The sequence below is a fragment of the Salinibacterium sp. M195 genome (assembly GCF_019443965.1).
Taxonomy (GTDB): domain Bacteria; phylum Actinomycetota; class Actinomycetes; order Actinomycetales; family Microbacteriaceae; genus Rhodoglobus.
In genome coordinates, this window is the sequence record NZ_CP040814.1 from 818929 (window position 1) to 841539 (window position 22611).

General features: G+C 59.6%; 23 protein-coding genes. 19 read left to right on the plus strand and 4 right to left on the minus strand.

Annotated elements, in window-relative coordinates; genetic code table 11:
- Positions 1 to 12 precede the first annotated feature (12 nt).
- Together FFT87_RS03905 and FFT87_RS03910 are read left to right on the plus strand one after the other, a co-directional pair.
- A complete protein-coding gene (locus FFT87_RS03905) occupies positions 13 to 885 on the plus strand; it encodes a carbohydrate kinase family protein (RefSeq protein ID WP_219950057.1) in 873 nt (290 codons plus the stop codon).
- Positions 882 to 1499 (plus strand): phosphoribosylanthranilate isomerase, encoded by a 618-nt coding sequence (locus FFT87_RS03910; protein ID WP_219950058.1) that lies wholly within the window; start codon positions 882 to 884, stop codon positions 1497 to 1499. The genes FFT87_RS03905 and FFT87_RS03910 overlap by 4 nt, the downstream gene beginning before the upstream one ends.
- 71 nt (positions 1500 to 1570) lie before the next feature.
- Here the strand turns inward: FFT87_RS03910 and FFT87_RS03915 are convergent, their stop codons facing one another.
- Together FFT87_RS03915 and FFT87_RS03920 are read right to left on the minus strand one after the other, a co-directional pair.
- Positions 1571 to 1948 carry a CrcB family protein gene (locus FFT87_RS03915; protein ID WP_219950059.1) on the minus strand — a complete coding sequence of 126 codons (378 nt, stop codon included), beginning with the start codon at positions 1946 to 1948 and terminating at the stop codon, positions 1571 to 1573.
- Positions 1945 to 2340: a CrcB family protein gene (locus FFT87_RS03920; RefSeq protein WP_219950060.1), complete on the minus strand. Its 396-nt coding sequence runs from the start codon at positions 2338 to 2340 to the stop codon at positions 1945 to 1947. The genes FFT87_RS03915 and FFT87_RS03920 overlap by 4 nt, the downstream gene beginning before the upstream one ends.
- Positions 2341 to 2438: 98 nt before the next feature.
- Here FFT87_RS03920 and FFT87_RS03925 point away from each other — a divergent pair, with 98 nt between their 5' ends.
- Positions 2439 to 3080 carry a hypothetical protein gene (locus FFT87_RS03925; RefSeq protein WP_219950061.1) on the plus strand — a complete coding sequence of 214 codons (642 nt, stop codon included), beginning with the start codon at positions 2439 to 2441 and terminating at the stop codon, positions 3078 to 3080.
- Positions 3081 to 3125: 45 nt separating this feature from the next.
- A complete protein-coding gene (locus tag FFT87_RS03930) occupies positions 3126 to 3911 on the plus strand; it encodes a MerR family transcriptional regulator (protein ID WP_219950062.1) in 786 nt (261 codons plus the stop codon).
- 38 nt (positions 3912 to 3949) lie between these two features.
- Here the strand turns inward: FFT87_RS03930 and FFT87_RS03935 are convergent, their stop codons facing one another.
- Positions 3950 to 4690, minus strand: a complete 741-nt coding sequence (locus FFT87_RS03935; RefSeq protein WP_219950063.1) for a DeoR/GlpR family DNA-binding transcription regulator — start codon at positions 4688 to 4690, stop codon at positions 3950 to 3952.
- 195 nt (positions 4691 to 4885) lie between these two features.
- On the opposite strand from FFT87_RS03935, the gene FFT87_RS03940 reads away from it, so the two are divergent.
- The 14 genes from FFT87_RS03940 to lsrF all read left to right on the plus strand — a co-directional run bounded on the left by FFT87_RS03940 (position 4886) and on the right by lsrF (position 20319).
- A complete protein-coding gene (locus FFT87_RS03940) occupies positions 4886 to 5923 on the plus strand; it encodes an autoinducer 2 ABC transporter substrate-binding protein (RefSeq protein ID WP_219950064.1) in 1038 nt (345 codons plus the stop codon).
- 100 nt (positions 5924 to 6023) lie between these two features.
- The gene (locus FFT87_RS03945; protein WP_219950065.1) at positions 6024 to 7535 is read left to right on the plus strand and encodes a sugar ABC transporter ATP-binding protein; all 1512 of its coding nucleotides are present in this window, start codon (positions 6024 to 6026) and stop codon (positions 7533 to 7535) included.
- Positions 7532 to 8575, plus strand: a complete 1044-nt coding sequence (locus FFT87_RS03950) for an ABC transporter permease (protein WP_255560043.1) — start codon at positions 7532 to 7534, stop codon at positions 8573 to 8575. Before FFT87_RS03945 ends, FFT87_RS03950 begins: the two co-directional genes overlap by 4 nt.
- A 4-nt stretch (positions 8576 to 8579) precedes the next feature.
- On the plus strand, positions 8580 to 9650 hold the full coding sequence (locus tag FFT87_RS03955) for an ABC transporter permease (RefSeq protein ID WP_255560044.1): 1071 nt from the start codon (positions 8580 to 8582) through the stop codon (positions 9648 to 9650).
- Positions 9650 to 10651, plus strand: coding sequence for a dihydroxyacetone kinase subunit DhaK (locus FFT87_RS03960; RefSeq protein WP_219950066.1), 1002 nt, complete (start codon positions 9650 to 9652; stop codon positions 10649 to 10651). Before FFT87_RS03955 ends, FFT87_RS03960 begins: the two co-directional genes overlap by 1 nt.
- Before the next feature lie 5 nt (positions 10652 to 10656).
- Positions 10657 to 11268, plus strand: coding sequence for a DAK2 domain-containing protein (locus FFT87_RS03965; protein WP_219950067.1), 612 nt, complete (start codon positions 10657 to 10659; stop codon positions 11266 to 11268).
- Positions 11269 to 11305: 37 nt separating this feature from the next.
- Positions 11306 to 12196 carry an NAD(P)-dependent oxidoreductase gene (locus FFT87_RS03970; protein ID WP_219950068.1) on the plus strand — a complete coding sequence of 297 codons (891 nt, stop codon included), beginning with the start codon at positions 11306 to 11308 and terminating at the stop codon, positions 12194 to 12196.
- 50 nt (positions 12197 to 12246) lie between these two features.
- Positions 12247 to 13059, plus strand: a complete 813-nt coding sequence (locus tag FFT87_RS03975) for a BtpA/SgcQ family protein (protein WP_219950069.1) — start codon at positions 12247 to 12249, stop codon at positions 13057 to 13059.
- Positions 13060 to 13069: 10 nt separating this feature from the next.
- Positions 13070 to 14584 carry an FGGY-family carbohydrate kinase gene (locus FFT87_RS03980; protein ID WP_219950070.1) on the plus strand — a complete coding sequence of 505 codons (1515 nt, stop codon included), beginning with the start codon at positions 13070 to 13072 and terminating at the stop codon, positions 14582 to 14584.
- Positions 14577 to 15665 carry an aminopeptidase gene (locus tag FFT87_RS03985; RefSeq protein ID WP_219950071.1) on the plus strand — a complete coding sequence of 363 codons (1089 nt, stop codon included), beginning with the start codon at positions 14577 to 14579 and terminating at the stop codon, positions 15663 to 15665. The genes FFT87_RS03980 and FFT87_RS03985 overlap by 8 nt, the downstream gene beginning before the upstream one ends.
- A gap of 114 nt (positions 15666 to 15779) precedes the next feature.
- Positions 15780 to 17333: a ribulokinase gene (locus tag FFT87_RS03990; protein WP_219950072.1), complete on the plus strand. Its 1554-nt coding sequence runs from the start codon at positions 15780 to 15782 to the stop codon at positions 17331 to 17333.
- Positions 17326 to 18339 (plus strand): sugar-binding transcriptional regulator, encoded by a 1014-nt coding sequence (locus FFT87_RS03995; RefSeq protein WP_219950073.1) that lies wholly within the window; start codon positions 17326 to 17328, stop codon positions 18337 to 18339. Before FFT87_RS03990 ends, FFT87_RS03995 begins: the two co-directional genes overlap by 8 nt.
- Positions 18336 to 19379, plus strand: a complete 1044-nt coding sequence (locus FFT87_RS04000) for an alcohol dehydrogenase catalytic domain-containing protein (RefSeq protein WP_219950074.1) — start codon at positions 18336 to 18338, stop codon at positions 19377 to 19379. The genes FFT87_RS03995 and FFT87_RS04000 overlap by 4 nt, the downstream gene beginning before the upstream one ends.
- A 67-nt stretch (positions 19380 to 19446) precedes the next feature.
- Positions 19447 to 20319, plus strand: a complete 873-nt coding sequence (lsrF, locus tag FFT87_RS04005) for a 3-hydroxy-5-phosphonooxypentane-2,4-dione thiolase (protein ID WP_219950075.1) — start codon at positions 19447 to 19449, stop codon at positions 20317 to 20319.
- Between the two features lie 51 nt (positions 20320 to 20370).
- On the opposite strand, the gene FFT87_RS04010 is transcribed toward lsrF, so the two are convergent.
- A complete protein-coding gene (locus FFT87_RS04010) occupies positions 20371 to 21009 on the minus strand; it encodes a YitT family protein (protein WP_370628577.1) in 639 nt (212 codons plus the stop codon).
- 79 nt (positions 21010 to 21088) lie between these two features.
- On the opposite strand from FFT87_RS04010, the gene FFT87_RS04015 reads away from it, so the two are divergent.
- On the plus strand, positions 21089 to 22510 hold the full coding sequence (locus FFT87_RS04015; RefSeq protein WP_219950077.1) for a PLP-dependent aminotransferase family protein: 1422 nt from the start codon (positions 21089 to 21091) through the stop codon (positions 22508 to 22510).
- Positions 22511 to 22611: the final 101 nt, after the last annotated feature.

A 22611-nucleotide genomic window follows, 5' to 3' on the forward strand; every position in this document is an offset into this window, starting at 1 on the left:
CGAGTCAGTATCGTGCTCGGAATAATCGGAGACCTAGTCGAGGACGTCGTCGTCTGGCTCGCAGAGCCACTCAGGCACGGCACAGACACGGAGGTACAAATCTTCCACACCCGCGGCGGTAGCGGAGCGAATGTGGCGAGCTTTGCCGCGCGCCTCGGTCCCACCCGTTTCATCGGCTGCGTTGGTGACGACAACCTCGGCACCGTGCTGGTGCAGGATTTGGAGGCGGAAGGTGTCGATGTGCGCGTGCAGCGCAAACAGAAAACAGGCACCATCGTCATCCTGATCGATCAGGATGGCGAACGCAGCATGCTGCCCAACCGGGGAGCGGCGACACTGCTTCAGGATGTTCCTGATGAGTGGCTCGATGGACTTGAGCTACTCCACGTTTCGGCATACTCCTTCAACGGAGCCCCCGTTGGCCCGGCCACAATCGATGTGATCCGTCGAGCCAAACAGAAGGGGATTCTGACGTCGATCGATGTTGCCTCTACTGGGATGCTTTCCCAGTATGGCGAAGAACGCTTTCTTGACTTGATGGCCGATCTTCGCCCCGATTTCCTTATCGGCAATAAGAGCGAGACCGCATTTCTTGGTTTGGTCGTCGATGGGCAACTCGGGCGGCAGGCAGCACGACTACCCGACACGATTGTGGTGACGAAATCCGGGGCTGATCCCACCACTGTGCACCGAGCCGGTGACGAACCGCTCGTGGTGCCGGTTCCCCTCGTCGCAGAAATTCGAGACTTGACGGGTGCTGGTGATGCCTTCGCGGCCGGATTCTTGAGTGCCTACCTTGAGACGCGCGATCTGCACACTGCGTGCGTTGGTGGTCACTCCTCGGCAGCGTTGGTGCTCGCTTCCCCGGGAGCCTCAGTCGGATGAGTCAGCTGTTCGTGAAGATCTGTGGGATATCCACGATGGATGCCGCAGCGGCGGTCGCCGACAGCGGTGCCGACGCGATCGGATTCGTTTTCGCGCCCGGCAGCCCTCGCGAGGTAGCTCCCGAACAGGCGCGATTGCTCCAGACTGCGCTTCCGCCATCGATCGAAACCGTTGGCGTCTTTCGTAACCAACCCATCGACACGGTGCTCCGCACCGCGCGCCTCGCTGGGGTCGCGACGGTGCAGCTTCATGGAGACGAAACCGATGCCGAATTCGATCGACTGCGTGCAGAAGGATTCGACACCATCCGGGCGCTGTCAATCGACGACTACCTTCGGCTCACCAACGCAGGACAACTGCGTTCGGTTGATCGACTGCTGATCGATGCCGTAACGCCGGGTGGTGGCGCTGCCTTCGACCCGGCCCCGCTCTTAGACGCAGCACCGGTGGATTTCTGGATTCTGGCCGGTGGGCTGAATCCCCAGAACGTCGCCGAACTCGTTCGTTCAGTGCGCCCGGGCGGCGTTGACGTTTCGAGTGGCGTAGAGGCAAGCCGCGGAGTAAAACACCCCGCGCTCATTCGCCGCTTCGTGGCGGAGGCTCGTTCGGCCTGATCGGCACGGTAAGCACGGCACGGCCCGGCACGGCCCGCTGGGCACGGCGAGAGCGTTAGGCAGCGCGAGCGCTAGACGGCAAGAGCGATCAGCCAGAAGTACGTAGCTGCCGCGGCTCCGATGCCGAGCACAAGGTTGGCAGCGACGTTGAGCATCGCAACGCGGAGACGCTTCATTGACGCGATCTGGACCGTTTCGACGCTCAGCGTGCTGAACGTCGTGAGGCCACCGCAGAGTCCCGTCAAGAGCACAAGCTCGAGGTTAGGGTCAATGGTGCCGATGTGGGCAAGTCCAGCCAATGTTCCGCCGAGAGCTGAGCCAACGATGTTGACGGCGAGTACTGCCCAGGGAAATTCCTTGCGCGAGGCGAAAGCCCGCGCGGTGAGATAACGAAGCACAGCCCCGGCCGCGCCAGCGCCGAGAATCGCAAGCACCACGGCGGCGCTCATTCGTTCACCAGGTCGGGGCGGTGTGAGCGAGCGAAACCTAGCTTGAGGCCGAGGGCCGCAGCAGCAAGCCCGAGCACCAGCGTGGCGGCAACGTAGATGAGGCCGAGCATCCACTGGTCCGTCGCCATGAGATGAACGGCGGCAACTGCCAAAGCGGAGAAGGTCGTGAAGGAACCCAAAAGTCCAGCGCCAAGACCCGCGCGGGCCCAGGCTGGCGAGGGTGCCCACAGCTCTGACACGAGGAGCGCAAGCACGAAGCTGCCGAGGATGTTGGCGATGAGAGTGGAGACAGGAAAGAGACCATCGTCAGTCGCGAACGCCAGATCAAGAGCGAAACGTAACGCCGTGCCCAGCGCGCCACCGACGGCAACAGCAGCAAGCTCTCGAAACATTGCCTGCCTTTCGCTCGGATTCTTACGTGTGATTCGCACTGTCACCTTATGACAATTGGGGCCCCGACGCGGACGTATTGCGGCCCTAGACTTGGCCCATGTCCCGTACCGCTTCACGCCGCCGCCTTTGGCCGTGGATCGTACTAGTTGTTGTCGTTGTGTTGCTGGTGCCGGTTGCCATTATTGTGGTGCCGATCCTCACGCATGAGAGCGCTGGGCAATCGAATCAACAACAGACTGATGAGCAGTGGCCGCTGTCGGTCACGGCGACCGGCGATGACGGACGAACCCGAACCCTTAGCGTTGCGGGCGAAAATGGAGAACCGATCGTTACTGACGCGCTAGTTCGCGGCGAACGCGTCGTCGTGAGTGGCACCGGCTACGACGGATCTCAGGGTGTCTACGTTGCCGTCTGCGTCATCCCGGCCACCCCCGCCGACAAGCCGGGACCGTGTATTGGTGGTGTTCCCAGCCAGCAGCAAGACGACGTTGCGGCAGGAACTGTTCAGTGGGCGCCGAGCAACTGGGTCAACGCAGACTGGGCGTGGCGACTCTTTGGCGCTCGAAGCTACGACGACACCACTGAGGGCACTTTCACGGCCTACCTGGAGCTGGGCGATCCCCGTGGCGAAGACGCCGACTGCATCACCAACGCCTGTGGAATTTACACCCGCAATGACCACACCGCGCTCAGCGACCGAGTGCAGGATGTCTATGTGCCGGTGCAGTTCAGCGAATAGGGCCGCGCTTGACATTAACGTAGCGTCAACCTCTAACGTCGAGGTATGACGCAGAACACGGGCAACGACAGCGCGCGGTCCATCAACGATGTTGCACGACTGGCGGGCACCACTTCGCGCACGCTGCGGCACTACGACGACATCGGTTTGCTCACCCCCACCCGCACCGGCGCCAACGGTTACCGCTATTACAACTCGGATGCTCTCGCCCGCCTTCAGCGCATTCTGCTGTTGCGCGAACTCGGCCTTGGGCTTCCGGCGATAGCCGAGGTGCTGACCGGACAGCGTGATGACACGTGCGCCCTCGAAGGCCACGTGCGCCTGTTGGAAGCTGAGAAGCAACGAATCGATCGTCTCATTGCGTCGGTGACCAGCACCATCCACAAACTTTCAGAAGGAGAACCGCTCATGGCTGAAGAAATGTTCGACGGTTTCGACCACACCGAACACACAAAGGAAGTAGAGCAACGGTGGGGCGCTGAGGCTTATACCGCTAGTGACGCATGGTGGACAGCAAAGAGTGCCACCGCTCAAGCAGCGTTCGTGGCGGAGCAGAAGCAACTTGCCGCCGACTGGGCCTCCGCGACCGCCAGCCGCAGTGACCCAGAAAGCAGCGAAGCTCAGCAGTTGGCTCAGCGGCACTACGACGGTTTGATCGGAATCCCGGGTACGCCAAGCGAAGGCAAAGCTGGCCCGCCGGTTGCCTACTTCTTGGGCCTGGCCGACATGTACGTGGCCGACCCGCGCTTCGCCCGGAACTATGGCGGGCAGGCCGGCGCAGAGTTCGTGCGCGCCGCTATGGTCGCGTTTGCTCGTGAGAACCTGAGATAGAGGCGCAAGTGAGTGATGCGGTCTCGGCAGCGATGCCGCTATTTCACTCCAACGCGGATGACCGGAAGCGGCAATTGTGACGCCACGATGGGGTCGAGAAGATCATCGGTGATGCCCGCAGTGAAGCGTTCGAAATCAAACACTTTGAACAGTGCTTCCCGGTGGAATTTGGAACTATCAGCGACAAAAAACGCTTGACTCGCGATCGAGAGCATCGTGCGTTTTACTTCCATCTCGTAACTGCTGATGTTGAAGATCCCGCTCTCATTGACGGTGTCAGCCCCGAATATAGCGACATCGACCCGTAGCTGTTCGATCTGCTCAACTGAGGTTGGACCCCACATCGTATAGACCCCTGGGAGCAACTCGCCCCCGATGAATACGAGATTGATTCCGCGCTTATTGGCGACCTCGAGCCCGATTCTCAAGTCATTGGTGACGACAGTCAGGCGAGTGTTGCTGAGATGTTTGGCTACTTCAAGAGTTGTGGTGCCGCTGTCGAGCATGATCACTTGCCCGTCCAGCACGCGGTCGGCCATCGCTCTCCCTATCGCCTCTTTCTCCGCGTGATGGAGTGACTGTTTGAGGTGTGACGGTGTCTCCGTCTGCTGAACGGGGCGCACGCCGCCGTGTGATCGCTGCACGAGATCTAAATCTTCGAGGCGGTCGAGATGGCGACGGATCGTCGACGGGTCAACTCCGAGCTGGGCGGCGAGAGCGGCGACAGATTGGAATCCAGTGGTTTGGATGATGTCAAGAATGACAGCTTGGCGGGACACGAATAACAGCATAGCAGTGCACGTTTTCGTGCAAAACGAGCATCTCTCCGCTCGAATGGGCGATTATTCGTGCAAAAGTTGCACGTAATTGCTTGACCTGCACTTTATTTCAGGCATAAAGTGATCAACCTCAGCAATTGACGCCGCGCAACGCACAGTGGTTATCTGCTCGGCACCGACACAAAGGAGTGACGCATGAAGCACAAGAGAATTCTCCGCTACGCAGCAGTAGGGGCCACCATCGCCCTGCTCGCTGGCTGCTCGTCAATCGGTGGAGGCGACGGAAACGCCGACAACGCGGGCGATCTCGCACCCGAAGACATGACAATGGTCACCGTCGTCAAGCTCACCGGTATCGGCTGGTTTGACCGGATGGAAGAAGGCGTCAACGCGTTCGCGGCCGAAACTGGCATCGATGCACGCCAAGAGGGCGGAGACGACGCTAGCCCCGAAAAGCAGGTAGCGATTCTTCAAAACCTCATCGCGCAGTCACCAACCGCGATCACCGTTGTGCCTAACTCTGCCGAAGCACTGGAAAGTGTTCTCGCCGACGCTCGCGCCGCGGGAATCATCGTCGTCTCGCACGAGGCCGCTGGTATCGAGAACGTCGATGCCGACATCGAAGCATTCGACAACACCTGGTACGGCGAACAGATTCTGATCAACCTCGCCGAATGTATGGGTGATGAGGGCGAGTACGTGAGCTTCGTTGGTGGTCTCACGGCTAATACCCACATGACTTGGGTTGAAGGAGCACTCGCCGAGCAGGAAGCTAACTACCCGAATCTCACTCGCGTAGAAACCCCCATCGAGAGCAAGGAAGACGAAACCGTCGCTTACGAGCGTGCGAAAGAAGTCATCGCCAAGCACCCGAACATCAAGGGCTTCCAAGGTTCAGCAGGAACCGATGTTGCCGGAATCGCGCGTGCAGTACAGGAAGCAGGTCTTCAGGACCAGATCTGCGTAATGGGCACGAGCATCCCCTCGGTAGCAAGCAAGTACCTCGATGATGGTGCAATCGACAAGATCTTCTTCTGGGACCCGGCGCTCGCTGGCGAAGCTCAGCTCAAGATCGCTCAGCTATTCGCCCAGGGCGATGCCGTTGAAGAGGGAACTGACCTCGGAATCGAAGGTTACGAGTCGCTCAAGAAGCTTGACGGTTTCGACAACGTGTTTGTAGGCGAGGCAGCTGTCATCGTCGACAAGGACAACGTCGACGAGTACAACTTCTAGCAGCACTCCGGATGAGCGGGGCTCGTGTCGTTTCCTGACCGAGCCCCGTCTTATCTGCTTCTCTGCACACCAGTTTTCGGCTTTCAGAAAAGACTCCACGATGAACAAAGAAGTTCTCAGCACCACAGCCCCCGTGCTTGAGGTGCGAAATATCGTCAAAACGTATGGCGGTGTCAAAGCGCTCGATGACGTTTCACTGTCACTCACCGCCGGCAATGTCCATTGTCTTGCCGGTGAGAACGGCTGCGGCAAATCCACGCTCATCAAGATCATCAGCGGTGTTGAACAACCCGACTCTGGTGAAGTATTTATCGACGGAGTTCGTCAGGGAAAGCTCTCGCCTTTCAGCGCGATCATCGCGGGAATCCAGGTGATCTATCAGGACTTTTCTCTGTTCCCCAACCTCACAGTTCTTGAGAACATCGTTCTTACTTCCCACGTCGCCAGACGCGCAAAGCTTTACTCGACGCGCAAATCGCGGCCAGCCGCGCGTGCGATCGTCAAGGAACTAGGGCTGTCGCTCGATTTGGACGCCACAGTCGAAGATCTCTCGGTGGCAGATAAGCAGCTCACCGCAATCTGCCGAGCCCTCGTCAATGACGCCAGAGTCATCGTCATGGATGAGCCGACGACCGCCCTCACCCACACCGAGGTCAAGTACCTGTTCGAGATCGTCAATCGATTGCGGGCTCGCGGTGTCGCCCTCGTCTTTGTCAGTCACAAACTCGAAGAAGCTCTCGAGGTGTCGCAGGAAGTCACCATCCTCCGTTCTGGCCAGCATGTCGTCACGGGTGACGCGTCAGAATTCGACCGACTCTCAATCACCCGCTATATGACCGGGCGCGACCTCGACGAGTCCCGCGAGGTGACTACTCCAGACTGGGATGCTGAACCGCTGCTCTCCGTAGCGGGGCTTTCCACCCCCGGAGCGTTCCGCGATGTGACCTTCGATCTTCAACCGGGCGAGATTCTCGGGATCACCGGCCTCCTTGGCTCTGGCCGCACAGAAATCGCGGAGGCCCTATTCGGTGTGTTGCCCGCTGCCTCCGGAACTATCCACGTCAACGGGTCACCGGTCAAGATCCGATCAATCTCTGACGCCATTCGTGCGGGAATTGGTTACCTGCCCGAAGACCGGCTGACCCAGGGCCTGTTTCTCGACAAATCTGTCGCCGACAACCTCATCGCGGGATCGTTAGGTAGCTACCGCCGTGCCGGCATCTTTCTCGATTCGGCCAAAATTTCGACGACGATCTCAACGATGTTCGAGCGGCTGAAGATCAAAGCACGCAGCGTCGCCGCCCCCGTTCGCAGTCTTTCTGGCGGTAACGCCCAGCGTGTGGTGCTGGGCAAGCTTCTCGCCAACCGTCCCCTAGTTCTGATTCTCAACGGACCAACCGTCGGTGTAGATGTCGGGTCGAAAGAGGAAATCCTCGCAATCCTCCGTGATGAAGCATCCGGTGGCATGGGCATCATCGTTATTTCGGATGACGCCCCGGAGCTGGTTTCCGTCTGCAATCGCGTGCTCGTGGTGCGCCAGGGCGAGATCGCCGATGTGCTCGAAGGGTCAGATATTACGGCCGACAACATTCAGGAGAAGACGACCGCATGAATTTGTCCACTCTCACGAACAGGGATTCCTTGTTCCGCACGCTTCGCGGCCCGAACAACGAAGGCATACTCGCTGTCGTCCTGATCGTGCTCGTCATCGGCATGAGCATAGTAAACCCGGCATTCTTTAGCGTCGGAACGCTCTTCTCAATTCTTCGTGGCTCAATCGTTCCCCTCGTATTCGCGCTTGGTGTGCTCATCGTCATCATCTCGGGAGGCATCGACGTTTCCTTTGCCGCAATCGCGATCTTCGCTAGCTACACCACCGTCGCTTTAGCGAACAACGGCGGATTTGATCCGGGACTCGTCGGAGTTGTGCTCATCGCCTGCTTCTTCGGTGCGGTGCTCGGCAGCGTTAATGGTGTCGTCATAGCGTTCTTCCGACTACCCACCCTGATCGTCACGCTGGGTACGCAGAGCATTTTCCGCGGAATTCTGCTGGCCTATGTTGGTTCGCGGTATATCGCCAACCCGCCCGCGAGCATCGATCAGCTCGCAACGACAAACGTTATTTCGATTGTGAACGAGAACGAGCGGGCATACCTGCACATCCTCGTCATTCCCGTTATTGTGCTCGCTCTGCTGGTGGCGTGGATGCTCAAGAACACCATGTTCGGGCGCGGGATCTACGCCATTGGAAGTGACTCTGAGGCAGCACGACGCGCAGGTTTCCCCGTCGTTCGCATCCAGATGCTGCTCTACACGCTCGTTGGCGTTATGGCGGCGTTCGCTGGAGTGCTCCATGTGACCCTCGGCCGCAATGCCAACCCGCAATCTTTAGTGGGAAACGAGCTCGATGTCATCGCTGCGGTAGTGCTTGGCGGAGCGTCAGTCTTCGGTGGGCGAGGTTCAGTCTTCGGAACCGTGCTCGGAGTGTTGCTCATTCAAATCATCAACAACAGCCTCATCCTCGTCGGTGTTCCGACCGCCTGGCAGCGAACCGCGGTCGGAATACTCCTGATCGTCGGTGTCGGAATTCAGGCGTTGTCGGCAAAACGTAATGCGAAAAAGGTCTTCGTGACCGCGCCACTGGAGGGCTGAGACCATGACGATTAAGAATGCGAACGACACGCTCAACACGCGCATGTCTGGCATCATTTCACGCGTACAAAATGAGCACGGAATGGTGCGGATGATTGTCATCCTCGTTGGCGCTTTTGCATTTTTCACCGTGCTGAAGCCCGGGATCTTTCTCAATCCGCTCAACCTGCAGAACATCGCTATCGCGTCGCCGGAGATCGGCATTATTGCGATCGCCATGATGATCGCAATGCTCACAGGTGGCATCGATCTCTCAATCGTGGCCATCGCCAACATGTCGGCCATCACGATCACCACGCTGTACTCGGGAATAGTAGCCACAAATCCGGAATCGGCGGCGGCGGCGATGCCATTCATCGTTCTGCTGGGTCTCGTAGTCGGGCTCGTCGGAGGACTGTTCAACGGATTCCTCATTAGCTACCTAGGAATCACTCCGATCCTTGCGACGCTCGGCTCGATGCAGATTTTCAATGGTCTCGCAATCGTGTGGACCGGCGGTGCGACGCTGTATGGAGCGCCTGAGGCGCTTGCCGTCCTCGGAAAATCCGCTGTCGCCGGCATCCCGGTGCTCTTCGTGTTGTTCATTGTTGCGGCGGCGCTTGTCGCGGTGATCATCAACAAGACGCCCCTCGGGCTCAAAGTGCAGCTGCAAGGCACCAACCCGATTGCGGCGCTCTACTCCGGTATAAGCCCGAAAACGGTGTTGATGGGCACCTACGCCATCATCGGGCTGCTCGCGGGCTTCGCCGGAATTCTCTTCCTGACGCGAAACCCCACGGCGAGTGCCGACTATGGCAGCTCCTACATCCTGCTCGCGATCGTGATCGCCGTGCTCGGGGGAACTAACCCTGCCGGTGGGTTCGCGACCGTCACGGGCGTTGTGCTGGCCACGCTCACGCTTCAGACCGTGTCGAGCGGGTTCAACGCGATCCGCCTTTCCGCGTATGAATACTCCCTCGCCCAGGGAACGATCCTGATCGCGGTGATGATTATCGACCAGATCACGCTCAAGCGACGACTACGAGCGCCGCTTATCAAACAGACCCACACCGCCCCGCAACTGGTAGGAAAATAATGAGAAAGATAATCAACGACCCCGACCGTTTCGTCGACGAGATGATTGAGGGGATCGTGCTGGCCCACCCCGAGAAGGTGCGTCTCGCCTCAACGGATCCGCGCGTGCTCGTGCGCACGGATGCCCCGGTGAAGGGCAAAGTGGGAATCGTTACCGGCGGTGGATCCGGCCACCTTCCACTGTTCAAGGGGTATGTCGGCGCCGGACTCTGCTCAGGTGTCGCCATCGGGAACGTCTTCTCATCCCCGTCGTCTCGCCAGTGCTTCGAAGCAACGAAAGCGGTCGACGGCGGTGCCGGAGTGCTCTACCTCTTTGGCAACTACGGAGGCGACGTGCTGAATTTCGGCCTCGCTGCCGATCTGGCCGAATTCGACGATATCGAGACGCGTACTGTTCTCGGCCGTGACGATGTCGCGAGCCAACCCAAGGAACGCTCCGCCGACCGCCGCGGTGTCGCCGGAATCTTCTTTGCCTTCAAGGGCGCGGGAGCCGCCGCCGAACGCGGAGACTCCCTCGAAGAGGTTGCGACCGTTGCCGAAGACATCATCGAGAACACGGCGACCATGGGGATCGGGCTCTCTCCCACCATCCTTCCCACTACCGCTAAACCGAGCTTCGAACTTCCCGACGGCGAAATGGAGATCGGCATCGGTATCCACGGTGAGCCCGGTATTCACCGCGGCCCACTCGAGACGGCTGACCAAATTGTCGACCGTCTCCTACCGCCACTGATCGCTGACTTGTCGCTTTCGTCAGGTGACAGCGTCGCAGTTCTCGTGAATGGTCTGGGCGCGACGCCTCTCGAAGAGCTCTACCTGCTCTATCGACGCGTGCACCAATTGCTCAGCGAGCAGAACATCAGCATCGAAAAACGCTACATCGGGGAATACGCAACAAGCCTTGAAATGGCTGGTGCCTCGCTCTCCTTGCTCAAACTTAACGATGCCCGAAAGGCGCTGCTTGACGCACCCGCCGACTCACCATTCTTCAAGGAGGCCTGAGCTCAATGAACGGACAGGAACTTAGCGCAAGCATCACTAACGCCCTCGCTGACGTTGTGAAGCATGCTGATGAACTCCGCGACCTTGATGCTGCACTCGGCGATGGCGATCTCGGAATCACCGTATCGCTCGGAGCGAAAGCGGTAATCGAGGCACTCGCTGAGCTGCCAGATACGGCGAATCCGGTTGAGATTGCTCGCACCTGCGCTGCGGCCTTTGCCGACGCCAACCCGTCAACAATGGCAGCTCTTGTTGCTGGCGGTTTGCTTGCCGGGTCCCGACTCTGGGCAGACAAGACCGACGTGACAGTGGCGGATGCCGCAGCTTTCGTGACGAGCGCTGCAGAGAACATTGGCAAGCGCGGGCGTTCGCAGGTGGGCGACAAGACAATTCTCGATTCCCTGATGCCGGCAGCCCAAGCGTTGGGCGAGTCTCCGGACTCCGGAGTTGCGCTCGACGCGGCAATCGCGGCAGCCGAAAAGGGAGTGCAGGACACCGTGAGCATGCAGTCGCGCCGCGGCCGCGCATCCTGGTTGCAAGAGCGCAGCATCGGCTTGCAAGATCCCGGCGCGACTTTGCTCTGGTATTTCCTGCGGTCGTGGAAGACCAGTAACTGAATTTGTCAACGGCACGCACTAAAGAAATGAGCTCCACATGGCACGTATTGGATTTTTAGGTTTAGGCACGATGGGCCAAGGCATGGTGAAGAACCTTGTCGCGGCAGGGCACGATGTAACAGCATGGAACCGCGGCGACCGTGACGACGCCGTGTTCGAGACGATCGGTGCCTCGCGAGCTAATTCGATCGCCGACGCGGTTACAGGATTCGACTTCGTGCTCTACTGCCTCTCAGATGACGCGGCTGTGCGCGATGTGGTGCTTTCGGAGTCGGGAGTCGTCGCCTCGGTGGACGCCTCATCGATCGTTATCGACCTGTCAACCATTGATCCGAACACCAGTGCGGAAGAGTCGGCAGCATATGCCGCAAAGGGGATTCGTTTTCTTGATGCTCCCGTCTTCGGCTCGAAGGGCGAAGCGGCGAACGGCGGACTGTGGATCGTCGTTGGCGGCGACCGCGAGGTTTTCGATGCCGCAGAATCGGTTCTCAGCCCGATCAGCGAAACGGTGCATTACCTGGGGGTCTCGGGCAACGGCTCGAAGATGAAGCTCGTCGGCAACCTCATTGTTGCGGCTCAGCTCGAAGCCCTCGGCGAAGCGCTCACGCTCGCCAAGAAGGCTGGTCTCGACCTCCGTGATGTCTTGGGAGTGTTCGCGGTTACCGACTTCAAGTCGCCGATTTTTGACGGGGTTGGCGCTGCGGTAATCGCCGGCGATTATTCACCAAGTTTCGCGCTCAAACTCATGCTGAAGGATGCGCGTCTAGTCTCAGCGTTTGCGGAGCGCCTTGGTGCTCCCATTCCCGCAACCAGTGCAACCCTCGGCACGATCGAGAAGGCTGTCGATGCTGGCTGGGGCGAGGAGAACGCCTCAGCTCTTATTAAGGTGCTCGCGCATGAGGCTGACGCCGATCTGCGCGTCGCCTAACTCTTTCTCATACATCTATTCATATTTTCGTTTCAAATAAAGGAGTACCCATGTCGTGGTTGAACGATGTTTTTACCGAGCCCAAACCTGTTATCGGAATGTGCCACCTTCAGGCCCTTCCCGGTGATTCCGGATACGACAAGGCCGGGGGGGTTGACCACATTCTCGAGCTCGCGCGTCGGGAGATTGACGCGCTTCAGGAGGGAGGGGTCGATGGCATTCTCATCTCCAACGAGTTCAGCCTCCCGTACCTGACTCGCACGGAGCCGATCACCGCTATCACGATGGCGCGCGTCATCGGAGAGCTCAACGACAGCATCAAGGTGCCGTTCGGAGTCAACGTGCTGTGGGACGCAACCGCGTCGATCGACTTGGCAGTCGCTACGGGCGCTAGCTTTGTTCGCGAGATTTTCACCGGGGTGTACGCCTCGGACTTTGGGCTTTGGAATACTAACGTCGGCGAGGTCGCCCGCCACCGCAACGCGGTGTCAGGCGAAGCTGTTCGACTGCTCTTCAACATCGTGCCAGAGGCAGCAAGCTATCTCGGTGCTCGCACGATTGAGCAGATCACAAAGTCGACAGTATTCAACTGTCAGCCTGATGGTCTGTGTGTTTCAGGACTCACCGCCGGGGCGGCTACAGACGCGACGATCCTTAGCCTCGTCAAGCAGAACGCGGGCACGACCCCGGTTGTCGTCAACACCGGCGTGAACGTTTCTACTGCTGCTGAACTACTCTCCATCGCCGATGCAGCGATTGTCGGCACGTTCTTCAAGAAGGACGGCATTTTCGAGAATGCAGCTGACGCTGGACGTGTTGAGTCGCTCATGGCTGAAGTGCGCGCGCTGCGTTTGACTCTGTAGGGCGCCGCTGATGAGGCTCTTCCTGGGTATAGACATCGGCACGTTCGAGACGAAGGGCGTACTTGTCGACGAACATGGCGCCGTTCACGCGCGTGCGTCGCGACGACACGAGATCTCCACGCCACACGAAAACTTCGTCGAACAGGATGCGGACGACGTCTGGTGGGCTGATCTGTGTGTGGTCTCCCGTGAACTGATGGCATCAGAAGTTGCGGGAAGCGCGACAATCGTGGCCATGGCGTGCAGCGCCATCGGCCCGTGCGTTCTTCCCGTTGACGAGAATCTGCGGCCGTTGCGGGCGGGAATCCTCTACGGGATCGATGCCCGCTCGGCATCGCAGATTACGCGGCTCAACCAGCAACTGGGGGAGGACGCCATCTTCGAGCGTTCAGGGAATGCGCTCACCAGCCAGTCAGCAGGACCGAAAATAGCGTGGATTGCCGAAAACGAGCCGGAGGTAGCGGCTCGTACCCGGTGGTACCTGACGAGCCAGAGTTATCTTGTCGCTCGCCTGACAGGCCGCGTCACGATTGATCACGGAACGGCTGGCTACTTTCATCCGCTCTACGATCTCGCGAGCCAGAAGTGGAACGTCGACGGGTGTGAAGACTTTGTGAGCGAGCACCAATTGCCCGAGCTTCTCTGGGCGACTGAGATTGCTGGTGAAGTTACCGCGCAGGCCGCGGCGGAGACAGGGCTGCCGGTGGGTGTCAAAGTCACTGTCGGCACCACTGATTCTCCGGCGGAGGCGGTCGGAGCGGCAGTTGTCGATGCGGGTGACCTCATGATTCAGTACGGATCAGCCGGCTACATGATCAACGTGCTTGATGAGCCTCAGGCTGACGCGAACTTGTGGTCAGCTCCCTTCGTTTTCCCGGGAAGTTTCGTGCTTGCGGCAGGAACGGCAACCGCAGGAACCGTTACCAGGTGGATCGCCGATATTCTCCGACTCGATGCTGAACACGGAGACGAAGTGCTTTTCGGTGAGCTGATAGCGCTTGCGGAAGGGTCACCGGTAGGCGCAAACGGTGTGCTTATGCTTCCGCACTTGAGTGGCGAGCGAACTCCGGTACACGACCCGAGCAGTCGGGGAATCCTCTTCGGCCTTTCGCTCGCGCACACGCGGGCCGATGTGGCACGTGCGGCCCTTGAAGGCATTGCACACTCGATTGCCCACGCATTTTCCGCTTATGCAGATGCCGGTTTTGCCACGACAGCGGTGACCGCAATCGGTGGCGGAACGAAGAACCGGATCCTTCTGGAGACAGTCAGTTCCATCACGGGCGAGGCGCAAACGGTCACGGACAGCTTTGGGGCTTCGTTTGGCGATGCTGCGCTCGCTGCCTTTGCCGTCGGCGTGATCGGCAGCAGATCAGAGATCAAGAATTGGGTAAAGCCTGTGCGAACTATCGAACCGAATGAGGCCTCAGCAGTTCAGCTGCGACGGGATCAGGCCGACTACCAGTCCCTTTATTCAGCGACGTCAGAACTCGCACATTCACGAGCAGGAGCGCAACGTGGCTGATCATCGGTGGAATGACCTGGCGCGGCAGCTTATCGCTGGCACGTCGGTGGTGAAAGGTTCGGCGGTGGCGATTTTCATGACCGACGTCTCTGTGATGCCTGCAGTTGAGGCATTTGTCGCTGAGTGTTACCGGCTCGGAGCGCTGCCGCAGGTGATTGCCGCCGACGAACGATTTGACCGGCTCGCCGTGGAGTTTGCTTCTGAGGAAGTGCTTTCCCGCGCGGCACCGCTCGAACTTGCTTCTATGGAGTGGGCTGACGTTCATGTCTCCTTCCGCGGGATGGTCGCTCCCGCGAGCGGCCTTGATGAGGCGCGTGTTGCTCTTCAGCGAGCGGGCAAGGGGGCAGTCTCGACGGCGCGGTGGCAGCACACTCGGTGGTGCCTTGTTCGTGTTCCGACCCCGGAATGGGCCGAGCTTGCTGGGGTCGATTACGCGGCGCTACTTGATGAGTTTTTCGGAGGTTGCCTAGCCGATTGGGGCACGCTCAAGCCCCGCTGGGATGACCTCTGCGCAGAACTTTCGAGCTCGTCAACGGTACGCATCGTCAGCGCCGATACCGATATCAGTTTTGGAGTGGCCGGCCGTTCGTGGATCAGCTTCTCGGGTGAAGCTAATTTGCCTGACGGTGAGATCGCGACTGCACCTCTCGATGATTGCGTCGACGGTCACATCACGTTCCCGGGCACGTTCTGGTTCGCCGGGGTCGCGGTTACTGATCTCAGACTTGAGTTCTCGAAGGGGGTTGTCACAGCGTCGCAGGCTACTGCTGGTGCTGACTTCGTGGAGAGCCTTCTTTCTACGGATGCTGGCGCTCGCCGCGTTGGTGAACTCGGTATTGGCACTAACGCCTTGATGCGCACGCTCACGGGTGATCTCCTCATTGACGAGAAGATTCTCGGGACTGCTCATTTGGCCCTTGGCCGCGCGTACCCAGACTGTGGAGGCGTGAACGAGTCGTCCCTGCATTGGGACATCGTGAAAGACCTTCGTGCACCGGGAAGCTTCCTGACGGTTGACGAGGTTCCTCTGATCGCCGATGGCGTTGTTGTGGGGAGATTTGCGGCCGCGACTGCTCCCTGAGGCCTGCTCTCCCTGCAATTAATTGCACATCCCTGAAATTGTTTGCACTGAGCGGTTCTCGCTCCGTAGCGTTGAGTGAACCAGGCACTCAACGACGACGTGATGAGGAACCAGATGAGCTCGGCCCCCTACATGATCGGTCTCGACGGCGGTACCGAAGGCCTACGGGTGGGAATCTTCGATGCCGCCGGTGAGCCGCTCGTTTTCGTACGCACCCCGTACGACACCGACTTTGTGCGGCCAGGCTGGGCAGAACAGAATCCAGAAGACTGGTGGAACGCTACGGTCGTGGGCATCCGCAAGGCGATGGCGAAGATCGGTGCACGCGGAAGTGACATCGCCGCCATCACGGTTGGAGCAACAAGCTGCAGTCTCGTCTGTCTCGACGAGTCTGGTGTGCCGCTGCGTCCGGCCATCATCTGGATGGATGTTCGTGCCGACGAAGAAGCTCAGGAGATTGCTGCCGGCGGTTCTCCGTCGCTGCAATTGAGCGGTGCACGCCATGCCTCAGCTGAGTGGCTCCCCTCGAAAGCCCTCTGGCTTTCACGCAATCAACCGGAGATCTATGAGCGAACCGCGTGGCTAGCGGAGTACGCGGACTATCTCACGTGGCGCTTGAGCGGTGAGCGCGTCGCGTCTCAAAACAACGCCGCCATCCGGGCATACTATGACCTCGAAAATGGCGGCTGGGCTCGGGAACTCTACGAGTCGCTCGGGCTCGACGATCTCATCGAGAAACTCCCGGAAACGGTACTCCCGATGGGCACGCGAGTCGGAAAACTTGCCGCGCCTGCGCAAGACGCACTCGACCTGCCTGCCACGGTCTCGATCGTCATCGGAGGTGCAGATGCCTTCGTCGCCCAGGTTGGACTCGGTGTCGTTAACCCCGGAGCGATGGCTCTCATCACGGGGTCGTCGCACCTCGCGATCTTGCAATCATCGAGCCGCGTGCACGGCGAAGGCACGTTCGGTAGTTATCCCGGGGCAGTAGTCAACGGCCAATACACGGTCGAGGGCGGGCAAACGTCAAGCGGATCGATGATCGGGTGGTTTCGACGACTGCTCGACGATGGCGAATATTCCGCGCGTTTCTTTGATTCGCTCACGCCCCTTGCCGAGCAACTGCCACCGGGGTCAGACGGTGTGCTTGTGCTCGACCACTTTCAGGGCAACCGCACGCCCTACGTCGACGCTCAATCGCGCGGAGTCATTGCGGGGCTGTCGCTCAGTCACCGAAAGGAACACATTTTTCGAGCGATGATCGAATCCGTGTGTTTCGGCACCGAGAACACGCTTCGCAGATTTCGGCAGCAGGGGCACGCGATCGACCGCATCGTCGCGTGCGGCGGTGCTGTCAACAGTCCCCTGTGGCTGCAGACCCACGCCGACGTTTCGGGAACGGCGATCGAGATAACTCGGGTGGCAGAAGCAGCGACGCTTGGCGGGGCCGTATTAGGGGCGGTCGGAGCGAATATTTATGCGGACCTTGATGAGGCCACCCACGCGATGGTGCACGCCGATCGCACGATTGAGCCAAACCTGGAAAGGCACGAACAATACGAACCCTTCTTTCAGGCGTACACGCAGACCTATGAAGCGCTAACCCCGGTATTGCATTTTCTTGCTTCTCAACAGGGCGCACTCGTCGAGGAGTCGACAGATGTCTGATGCCGCAAAGGCCTCGCGCCTGCAGGATCTGGCGAGGGTTGCAGAAATGCACTTTAGAGAACGTCTCGATCAGAAAGAGATCGCCGCGCGCATTCATGCTTCACGTTCGACGGTGAGCCGGATGCTGCGTGACGCAGTCGAACTCGGCATCGTCGAGGTAACTATCCGTCACCCGTTTCCGCGTGATCATCAGCTAGAGCAGGAACTCATCGAGCACTTCGGGCTCGAAGAAGCCTGGGTGCTCGGGCGCGACAGCGTTACGACGGATGACGACCGTGTCGCGTTCGGTGCCTTGGGCGCGCGCTGCATCGGTGAGCAGCTTCGCGACGGCTCAAAACTTGCCATCTGCTGGGGCCGGGCAACGCGGTTGGTGGTCGAAAATTTGCAGGCTGTAGACGGCGTGCGGGTGCATCTCGTGCAGATGATCGGCTCGTTGGGCACCAGCGACGTGCAGAACGATGGCGTCGAGCTCGCCAGATTGGGCGCCCGCAGGCTGGGCGGAACGTACGAACTTCTCAACGCGCCCCTTGTCGTTGACGATGCGGTGTTCGCGAAGTCGTTGCTCAAACAGTCCGCGATCGACAAGGTGCTGCGTGCCGCCGAAAGCGCAGACTGCGCTCTGGTCGGACTCGGCACAATCGACCCCTCGTCATCAGCTATTCATAGCGCCGGCTTTATGACCGACCGTGAACTCGACGAAGCGACACGGCTCGGTGCAGTTGGCGATGTGTCGGGCATCCTCATTGATGCTCACGGGAGAAGCGTCACCTCATCGTTCTCCGCTCGAGTCATTGGGTTACCTCTCGAACGGCTTCGGCATATTAAGCGCGTTGTCGGCGTCGCGTTCGGTGTCGACAAAGCACCCATCATCAGGGCGGCCGCGCTCGGCGGTCACATCCGCATTCTTGTTACCGACCGGGCAGCCGCACGACGAGTTCTCGAACTCGCGAACGCCCCGATCATCCCCCAATCCAACCCATATCCCCAAGAATCGAGCGCACTATGAGAGCAGTCATTTACAAGGCACCGGGAGACGTCGAGGTCATGGACGTCGAGCGACCGGTGCCTGGCGACGGCGACGTACTGCTGAAAGTAACGAGCAACACCATTTGCGGAACCGACCTGCGCATAGCTAAAGGCATCAAGCGCAAGGGAGTTATCGCGCCGCGAGTGCTCGGCCACGAAGTGGCTGGTGAGATTGTGCAGCTCGGACCAAACGTGACTGGTTTCGCGGTCGGTGACACTGTGGGTCTTGTGCCCACATTCTCGTGCGGTTCGTGCACCGAATGTCAGCGTGCGCTGTTTCACCTGTGCCGGAACGCCAAAGTTCTTGGACACCAGACAGATGGCGGCCTTGCCGAATTCTTGCTTGTGCCAGCACAGGCGGTGCGCGACGGCGTGCTGGTTCCCTACTCAGTCACGGCGGATCCGGTAGCGATATCGCTCGCCGAACCGCTCTCGTGCATCATTCACGGCCAGCGTTTTCTGGACATCAGTTTCGGTGACGTCGTTCTTGTCATCGGCGGAGGAGCCATTGGCTTAATGCACGCCAAGCTCGCCAAGCTCGCCGGTGCGAGCACGGTCATCCTGAGCGAACCAGTCGAGTTCCGTCGGACCATTGCCGCAGAGTTCGGGGCAGACGTCACCGTCGATCCCACGACGGAAGACCTCGCCCAGATCGTGGCTGATCACTCCAACGGTGACGGTGCCGATGTTGTGATCGTCTGCATTGGGGTGCCCGCGCTTGTCAACAATGCCCTTACCCTCGCTCGCAAGCACGCTCGAGTGAGTCTGTTCGCCGGATTCCCGACTGATGAACTCACGGCGATCGACTCCAACCTCATCCACTACAAAGAGCTCACGATCGTCGGCAGTTCGAACTCGACCATCGTCGACTACCAACACGCCATTGGTCTGGTCGAGAGCGGTGCGATCGATACTGCTCGACTCGTGACGCATCGGTTCACTGTCGACCAGTACGAGGATGCCGTCGACATGATCAATCATCCGCAGGCGCTCAAGGTGGCCATTATTCCGAACTCCTGAGCCTCTGCCGTAGTTACTGAACCCCGTTAATACGTCTCAAACCAACTCTGATCTAAAGGAAATATTCATGGCTGAACACGATCTTGTCGAAACTCGCGAATACTACAGCGACGTCCCCGTTGCGTCTCATGGCTTCCACGTTCGTGGGGCGAACTCGCTTGATTGGGGTGCGAAGAACCGTTTGAGCCGCATCTTCAACCCGCAGTCAGGCAAGACGGTGATGTTCGCTGTCGACCATGGTTACTTCCAAGGACCGACGACAGGGCTTGAGCGTTTGGACCTCGCAGTTCCGCCGCTGCTCGACGATGCGGATGCCCTCATGGCCACGCGTGGAGCGATTCGCACCTCCATAGATCCGGCGATGAATAAGCCGATCGTGTTGCGCGCTACGGGCGGGCCAAGTATTCTGCAGGATCTGTCGAACGAGCGCGTTGCCGTCACTATCGAAGACGCCATCCGCATTAACGCGTCAGCGGTTGCGGTGCAGATGTTTATCGGGAGTGAGAACGAGACGCAATCACTTCGCAACCTCACGAAACTGGTTGACGAGGGCCTGCGCTACGGAATTCCGGTCATTGGTGTTGTCGCGGTAGGTAAGGAACTCGCCCGTGACGCTCGATACTTCCGCCTGGCCTGCCGCATCGGTGCCGAACTCGGCGCGCAGATTATCAAGGTCTACTACACGGACACGGAGTTCGATTCGATCGTCTCCACCTGCCCGGTGCCGATCGTGGTTGCCGGCGGTAAGAAGATCGGCGAATTTGATGCGCTCGTGATGGCGGAGCGATCGATCGCGGAAGGCGCTGCTGGTCTTGACATGGGGCGCAATATCTTCCAAAGCGAGAACCCGCAGGCGATGATCAAGGCCGTGCGCACTGTTGTTCATGAGGGGGCGACAGCGAAGGACGCTTTTGCGCTCTTCACTGAGCTCAGCAACTAGCGGAAAGGCTATAGCTTCCCCTCGTCGCTGTTCGGGAGGCTCGCGTTCCTCTTATTCGGTTCGCGAGCCCTTGAACTGTTCCGCAGTGGCGGCGCTTTCGGCGGCGGGTGAGACGGCTGCCGGCACCATCAGCAAAGGGATCGTCACGTGCACGATGGGGCCGATCAGTAGCGCAAACGCGAGCGTGCCCCACCCGAGGTTGCCGCCGAGTATTGCTCCGATGGTGAGCACCACGAGTTCGATCCCGCTGCGAACGACCCAGATCTTTCCGCCATATTTGCGGTGGATGCCGGTCATAAGCCCATCGCGCGGGCCCGGCCCGAATCGCGCCCCTAGGTAGAGGCCGGTGGCGACGCCCAGCAGCAGGAGGCCGGCGATGAAGAGCAGGATCCGCGGAACCAGTCCTTCGATTTCGGGGAGCATCCACAAACCAATTTGGGCGCTCGGGCCGACGAGTGCGACGTTAAAGACGGTGCCAATTCCGGGCTTCTGGCGGATCGGGATCCACAGCAGCAGAACGATCAGTCCAATAATGTTGGTGACAAAGCCAAAAGGGATGCCGGTCGTCAGCGAGACGCCTTGGCCGAGAACATCCCAGGGGGCGACTCCAATTTCTGCGCGAATCATGAGCGCTATGGCAAAACCGTAGAAGAAAAGCCCGAATGCGAGTTGGGCTACACGGCGAGCCATGATGATGCGAGGAGTCATAAAGATATCCAATTACGCAATTGGACTCTGAACAAGAGGCCAATTCGGCTATGGTGGCCTCATGAATAGCCTTTCCGCGCGCGCATTGGTCGTCATGATGGGTGAGTGGCGGCCCGCCGCAGCATCGTCGGCGTATGTTGCTGTCGCTGATCGCATCCGGCTTCTCATCATGGATGGCCGCATTCTCACTTCGACCAGATTGCCTGCTGAGCGGGAGTTGGCTCTCGCTCTTGGGGTGAGCCGCACCACAGTGACGGCGGCGTATTCGTCGCTTCGCGAGGGCGGCTATGTGGAGAGCACCCGGGGCTCGGGGAGTGTGGCGCAGTTGCCGCACCGTTCGACTTTGATCCCCGATTCTGCTGCACCGCAGATGCTCGACTTCAGCAAGTCAACTATGTCGGCCGCGCCTGAAGTGATTGCTGCGTCTCGCCTCGCTGCCGAACAGCTTCCGGCCTATCTGGGCGAGTCAGGGTTCGACCCTGTCGGTATTCCGGTGCTGCGCGAGGCCATTGCCCAGCGTTACGCCGCCCGTGGTCTGCCGACGAGTCCCGACCAGATCATGGTCACGCTTGGCGCCCAGCACGCGATCGCCCTCATCTCGCGCACTCTCATGTCTCGCGGTGACCGCGCTCTCATGGAGAACCCGAGCTACCCGCACGCCCTCGATGCGCTCCGGGCCGCTGGCGCTCGGCTAGTGCCTGTCGGTGTCTCAACCGAAACCGGCTGGGATGCGCTCGCCGTCGAGCAGGCCATCCAGCGCACGAGCCCCTCGCTTGCCTACCTCATGCCCGACTTTCACAACCCCACCGGTCAGTCGATGCCTGACGAGCTTCGGGGAAAGCTCCTCAGTCTTGCTGCGCGCCATGGCACTGCGGTTATCGCCGACGAGACGATGGCCGAACTTGATCTCGACACCAACGGAACCCGCCTTCCTTTCGCCGCCCACGGCAACGCCATCTCGGTGGGTTCGGTAGGCAAGACAGTGTGGGGCGGCCTGCGAACGGGCTGGATCCGCGCCGACCACGCCACGATTCGTCAACTCGTGCGCGCTCGCTCTGCTGGTGACCTCGGAACTCCGCTGCTGGAACAACTCGTTGTCACGAACGTGCTCAAAGACTTCCCCTCGATTTTGGATGCTCGGCGCACGTCATTACGAGTGGGCCGCGAGCACCTCTCCTCCTTGCTTGCATCGCAACTTCCCGGCTGGCACATGCCCCACACCCCTGGCGGAATGACAGCCTGGGTTGGCCTCGGTCAACCCGTCAGCTCGCAGCTCGTTTTGGCGGCCCGCAACGAAGGGCTCGTCATCGCCGCCGGACCGCGGTTCGGCATGGATGGGGCATTTGAGCGATTCCTGCGCATTCCCTTCAGTGGAAATGCCGCCGAACTCGAGCAGGGTGTTTCGGCGCTCGCCGCGGCCTGGTCGACAGTAATGCGGCATCCGTTCTCGCCGGCGAGTAGCGAACTCGCGAACGTCGTCTAGTTTCCGTCGCAGGCTTAATGCAGATGTAATCTCGCGAGAGTACGCGGAATACTGCGCGTGCTGAGAGAATTGCTCTAACCAAGAAGTGGTTTTGCGACCGC

Excerpts from the sequence above, each read along its gene's own strand:
- FFT87_RS03910 (WP_219950058.1), top strand. The coding sequence starts at position 882 with ATGAGTCAGCTGTTCGTGAAGATCTGTGGGATATCCACGATGGATGCC.
- FFT87_RS03915 (WP_219950059.1), bottom strand. The coding sequence starts at position 1,948 with ATGAGCGCCGCCGTGGTGCTTGCGATTCTCGGCGCTGGCGCGGCCGGG.
- FFT87_RS03920 (WP_219950060.1), bottom strand. The coding sequence starts at position 2,340 with ATGTTTCGAGAGCTTGCTGCTGTTGCCGTCGGTGGCGCGCTGGGCACG.
- FFT87_RS03925 (WP_219950061.1), top strand. The coding sequence starts at position 2,439 with ATGTCCCGTACCGCTTCACGCCGCCGCCTTTGGCCGTGGATCGTACTA.
- FFT87_RS03930 (WP_219950062.1), top strand. The coding sequence starts at position 3,126 with ATGACGCAGAACACGGGCAACGACAGCGCGCGGTCCATCAACGATGTT.
- FFT87_RS03940 (WP_219950064.1), top strand. The coding sequence starts at position 4,886 with ATGAAGCACAAGAGAATTCTCCGCTACGCAGCAGTAGGGGCCACCATC.
- FFT87_RS03945 (WP_219950065.1), top strand. The coding sequence starts at position 6,024 with ATGAACAAAGAAGTTCTCAGCACCACAGCCCCCGTGCTTGAGGTGCGA.
- FFT87_RS03950 (WP_255560043.1), top strand. The coding sequence starts at position 7,532 with ATGAATTTGTCCACTCTCACGAACAGGGATTCCTTGTTCCGCACGCTT.
- FFT87_RS03955 (WP_255560044.1), top strand. The coding sequence starts at position 8,580 with ATGACGATTAAGAATGCGAACGACACGCTCAACACGCGCATGTCTGGC.
- FFT87_RS03960 (WP_219950066.1), top strand. The coding sequence starts at position 9,650 with ATGAGAAAGATAATCAACGACCCCGACCGTTTCGTCGACGAGATGATT.
- FFT87_RS03965 (WP_219950067.1), top strand. The coding sequence starts at position 10,657 with ATGAACGGACAGGAACTTAGCGCAAGCATCACTAACGCCCTCGCTGAC.
- FFT87_RS03970 (WP_219950068.1), top strand. The coding sequence starts at position 11,306 with ATGGCACGTATTGGATTTTTAGGTTTAGGCACGATGGGCCAAGGCATG.
- FFT87_RS03975 (WP_219950069.1), top strand. The coding sequence starts at position 12,247 with ATGTCGTGGTTGAACGATGTTTTTACCGAGCCCAAACCTGTTATCGGA.
- FFT87_RS03980 (WP_219950070.1), top strand. The coding sequence starts at position 13,070 with ATGAGGCTCTTCCTGGGTATAGACATCGGCACGTTCGAGACGAAGGGC.
- FFT87_RS03990 (WP_219950072.1), top strand. The coding sequence starts at position 15,780 with ATGAGCTCGGCCCCCTACATGATCGGTCTCGACGGCGGTACCGAAGGC.
- FFT87_RS03995 (WP_219950073.1), top strand. The coding sequence starts at position 17,326 with ATGTCTGATGCCGCAAAGGCCTCGCGCCTGCAGGATCTGGCGAGGGTT.
- FFT87_RS04000 (WP_219950074.1), top strand. The coding sequence starts at position 18,336 with ATGAGAGCAGTCATTTACAAGGCACCGGGAGACGTCGAGGTCATGGAC.
- lsrF (WP_219950075.1), top strand. The coding sequence starts at position 19,447 with ATGGCTGAACACGATCTTGTCGAAACTCGCGAATACTACAGCGACGTC.
- FFT87_RS04010 (WP_370628577.1), bottom strand. The coding sequence starts at position 21,009 with ATGGCTCGCCGTGTAGCCCAACTCGCATTCGGGCTTTTCTTCTACGGT.
- FFT87_RS04015 (WP_219950077.1), top strand. The coding sequence starts at position 21,089 with ATGAATAGCCTTTCCGCGCGCGCATTGGTCGTCATGATGGGTGAGTGG.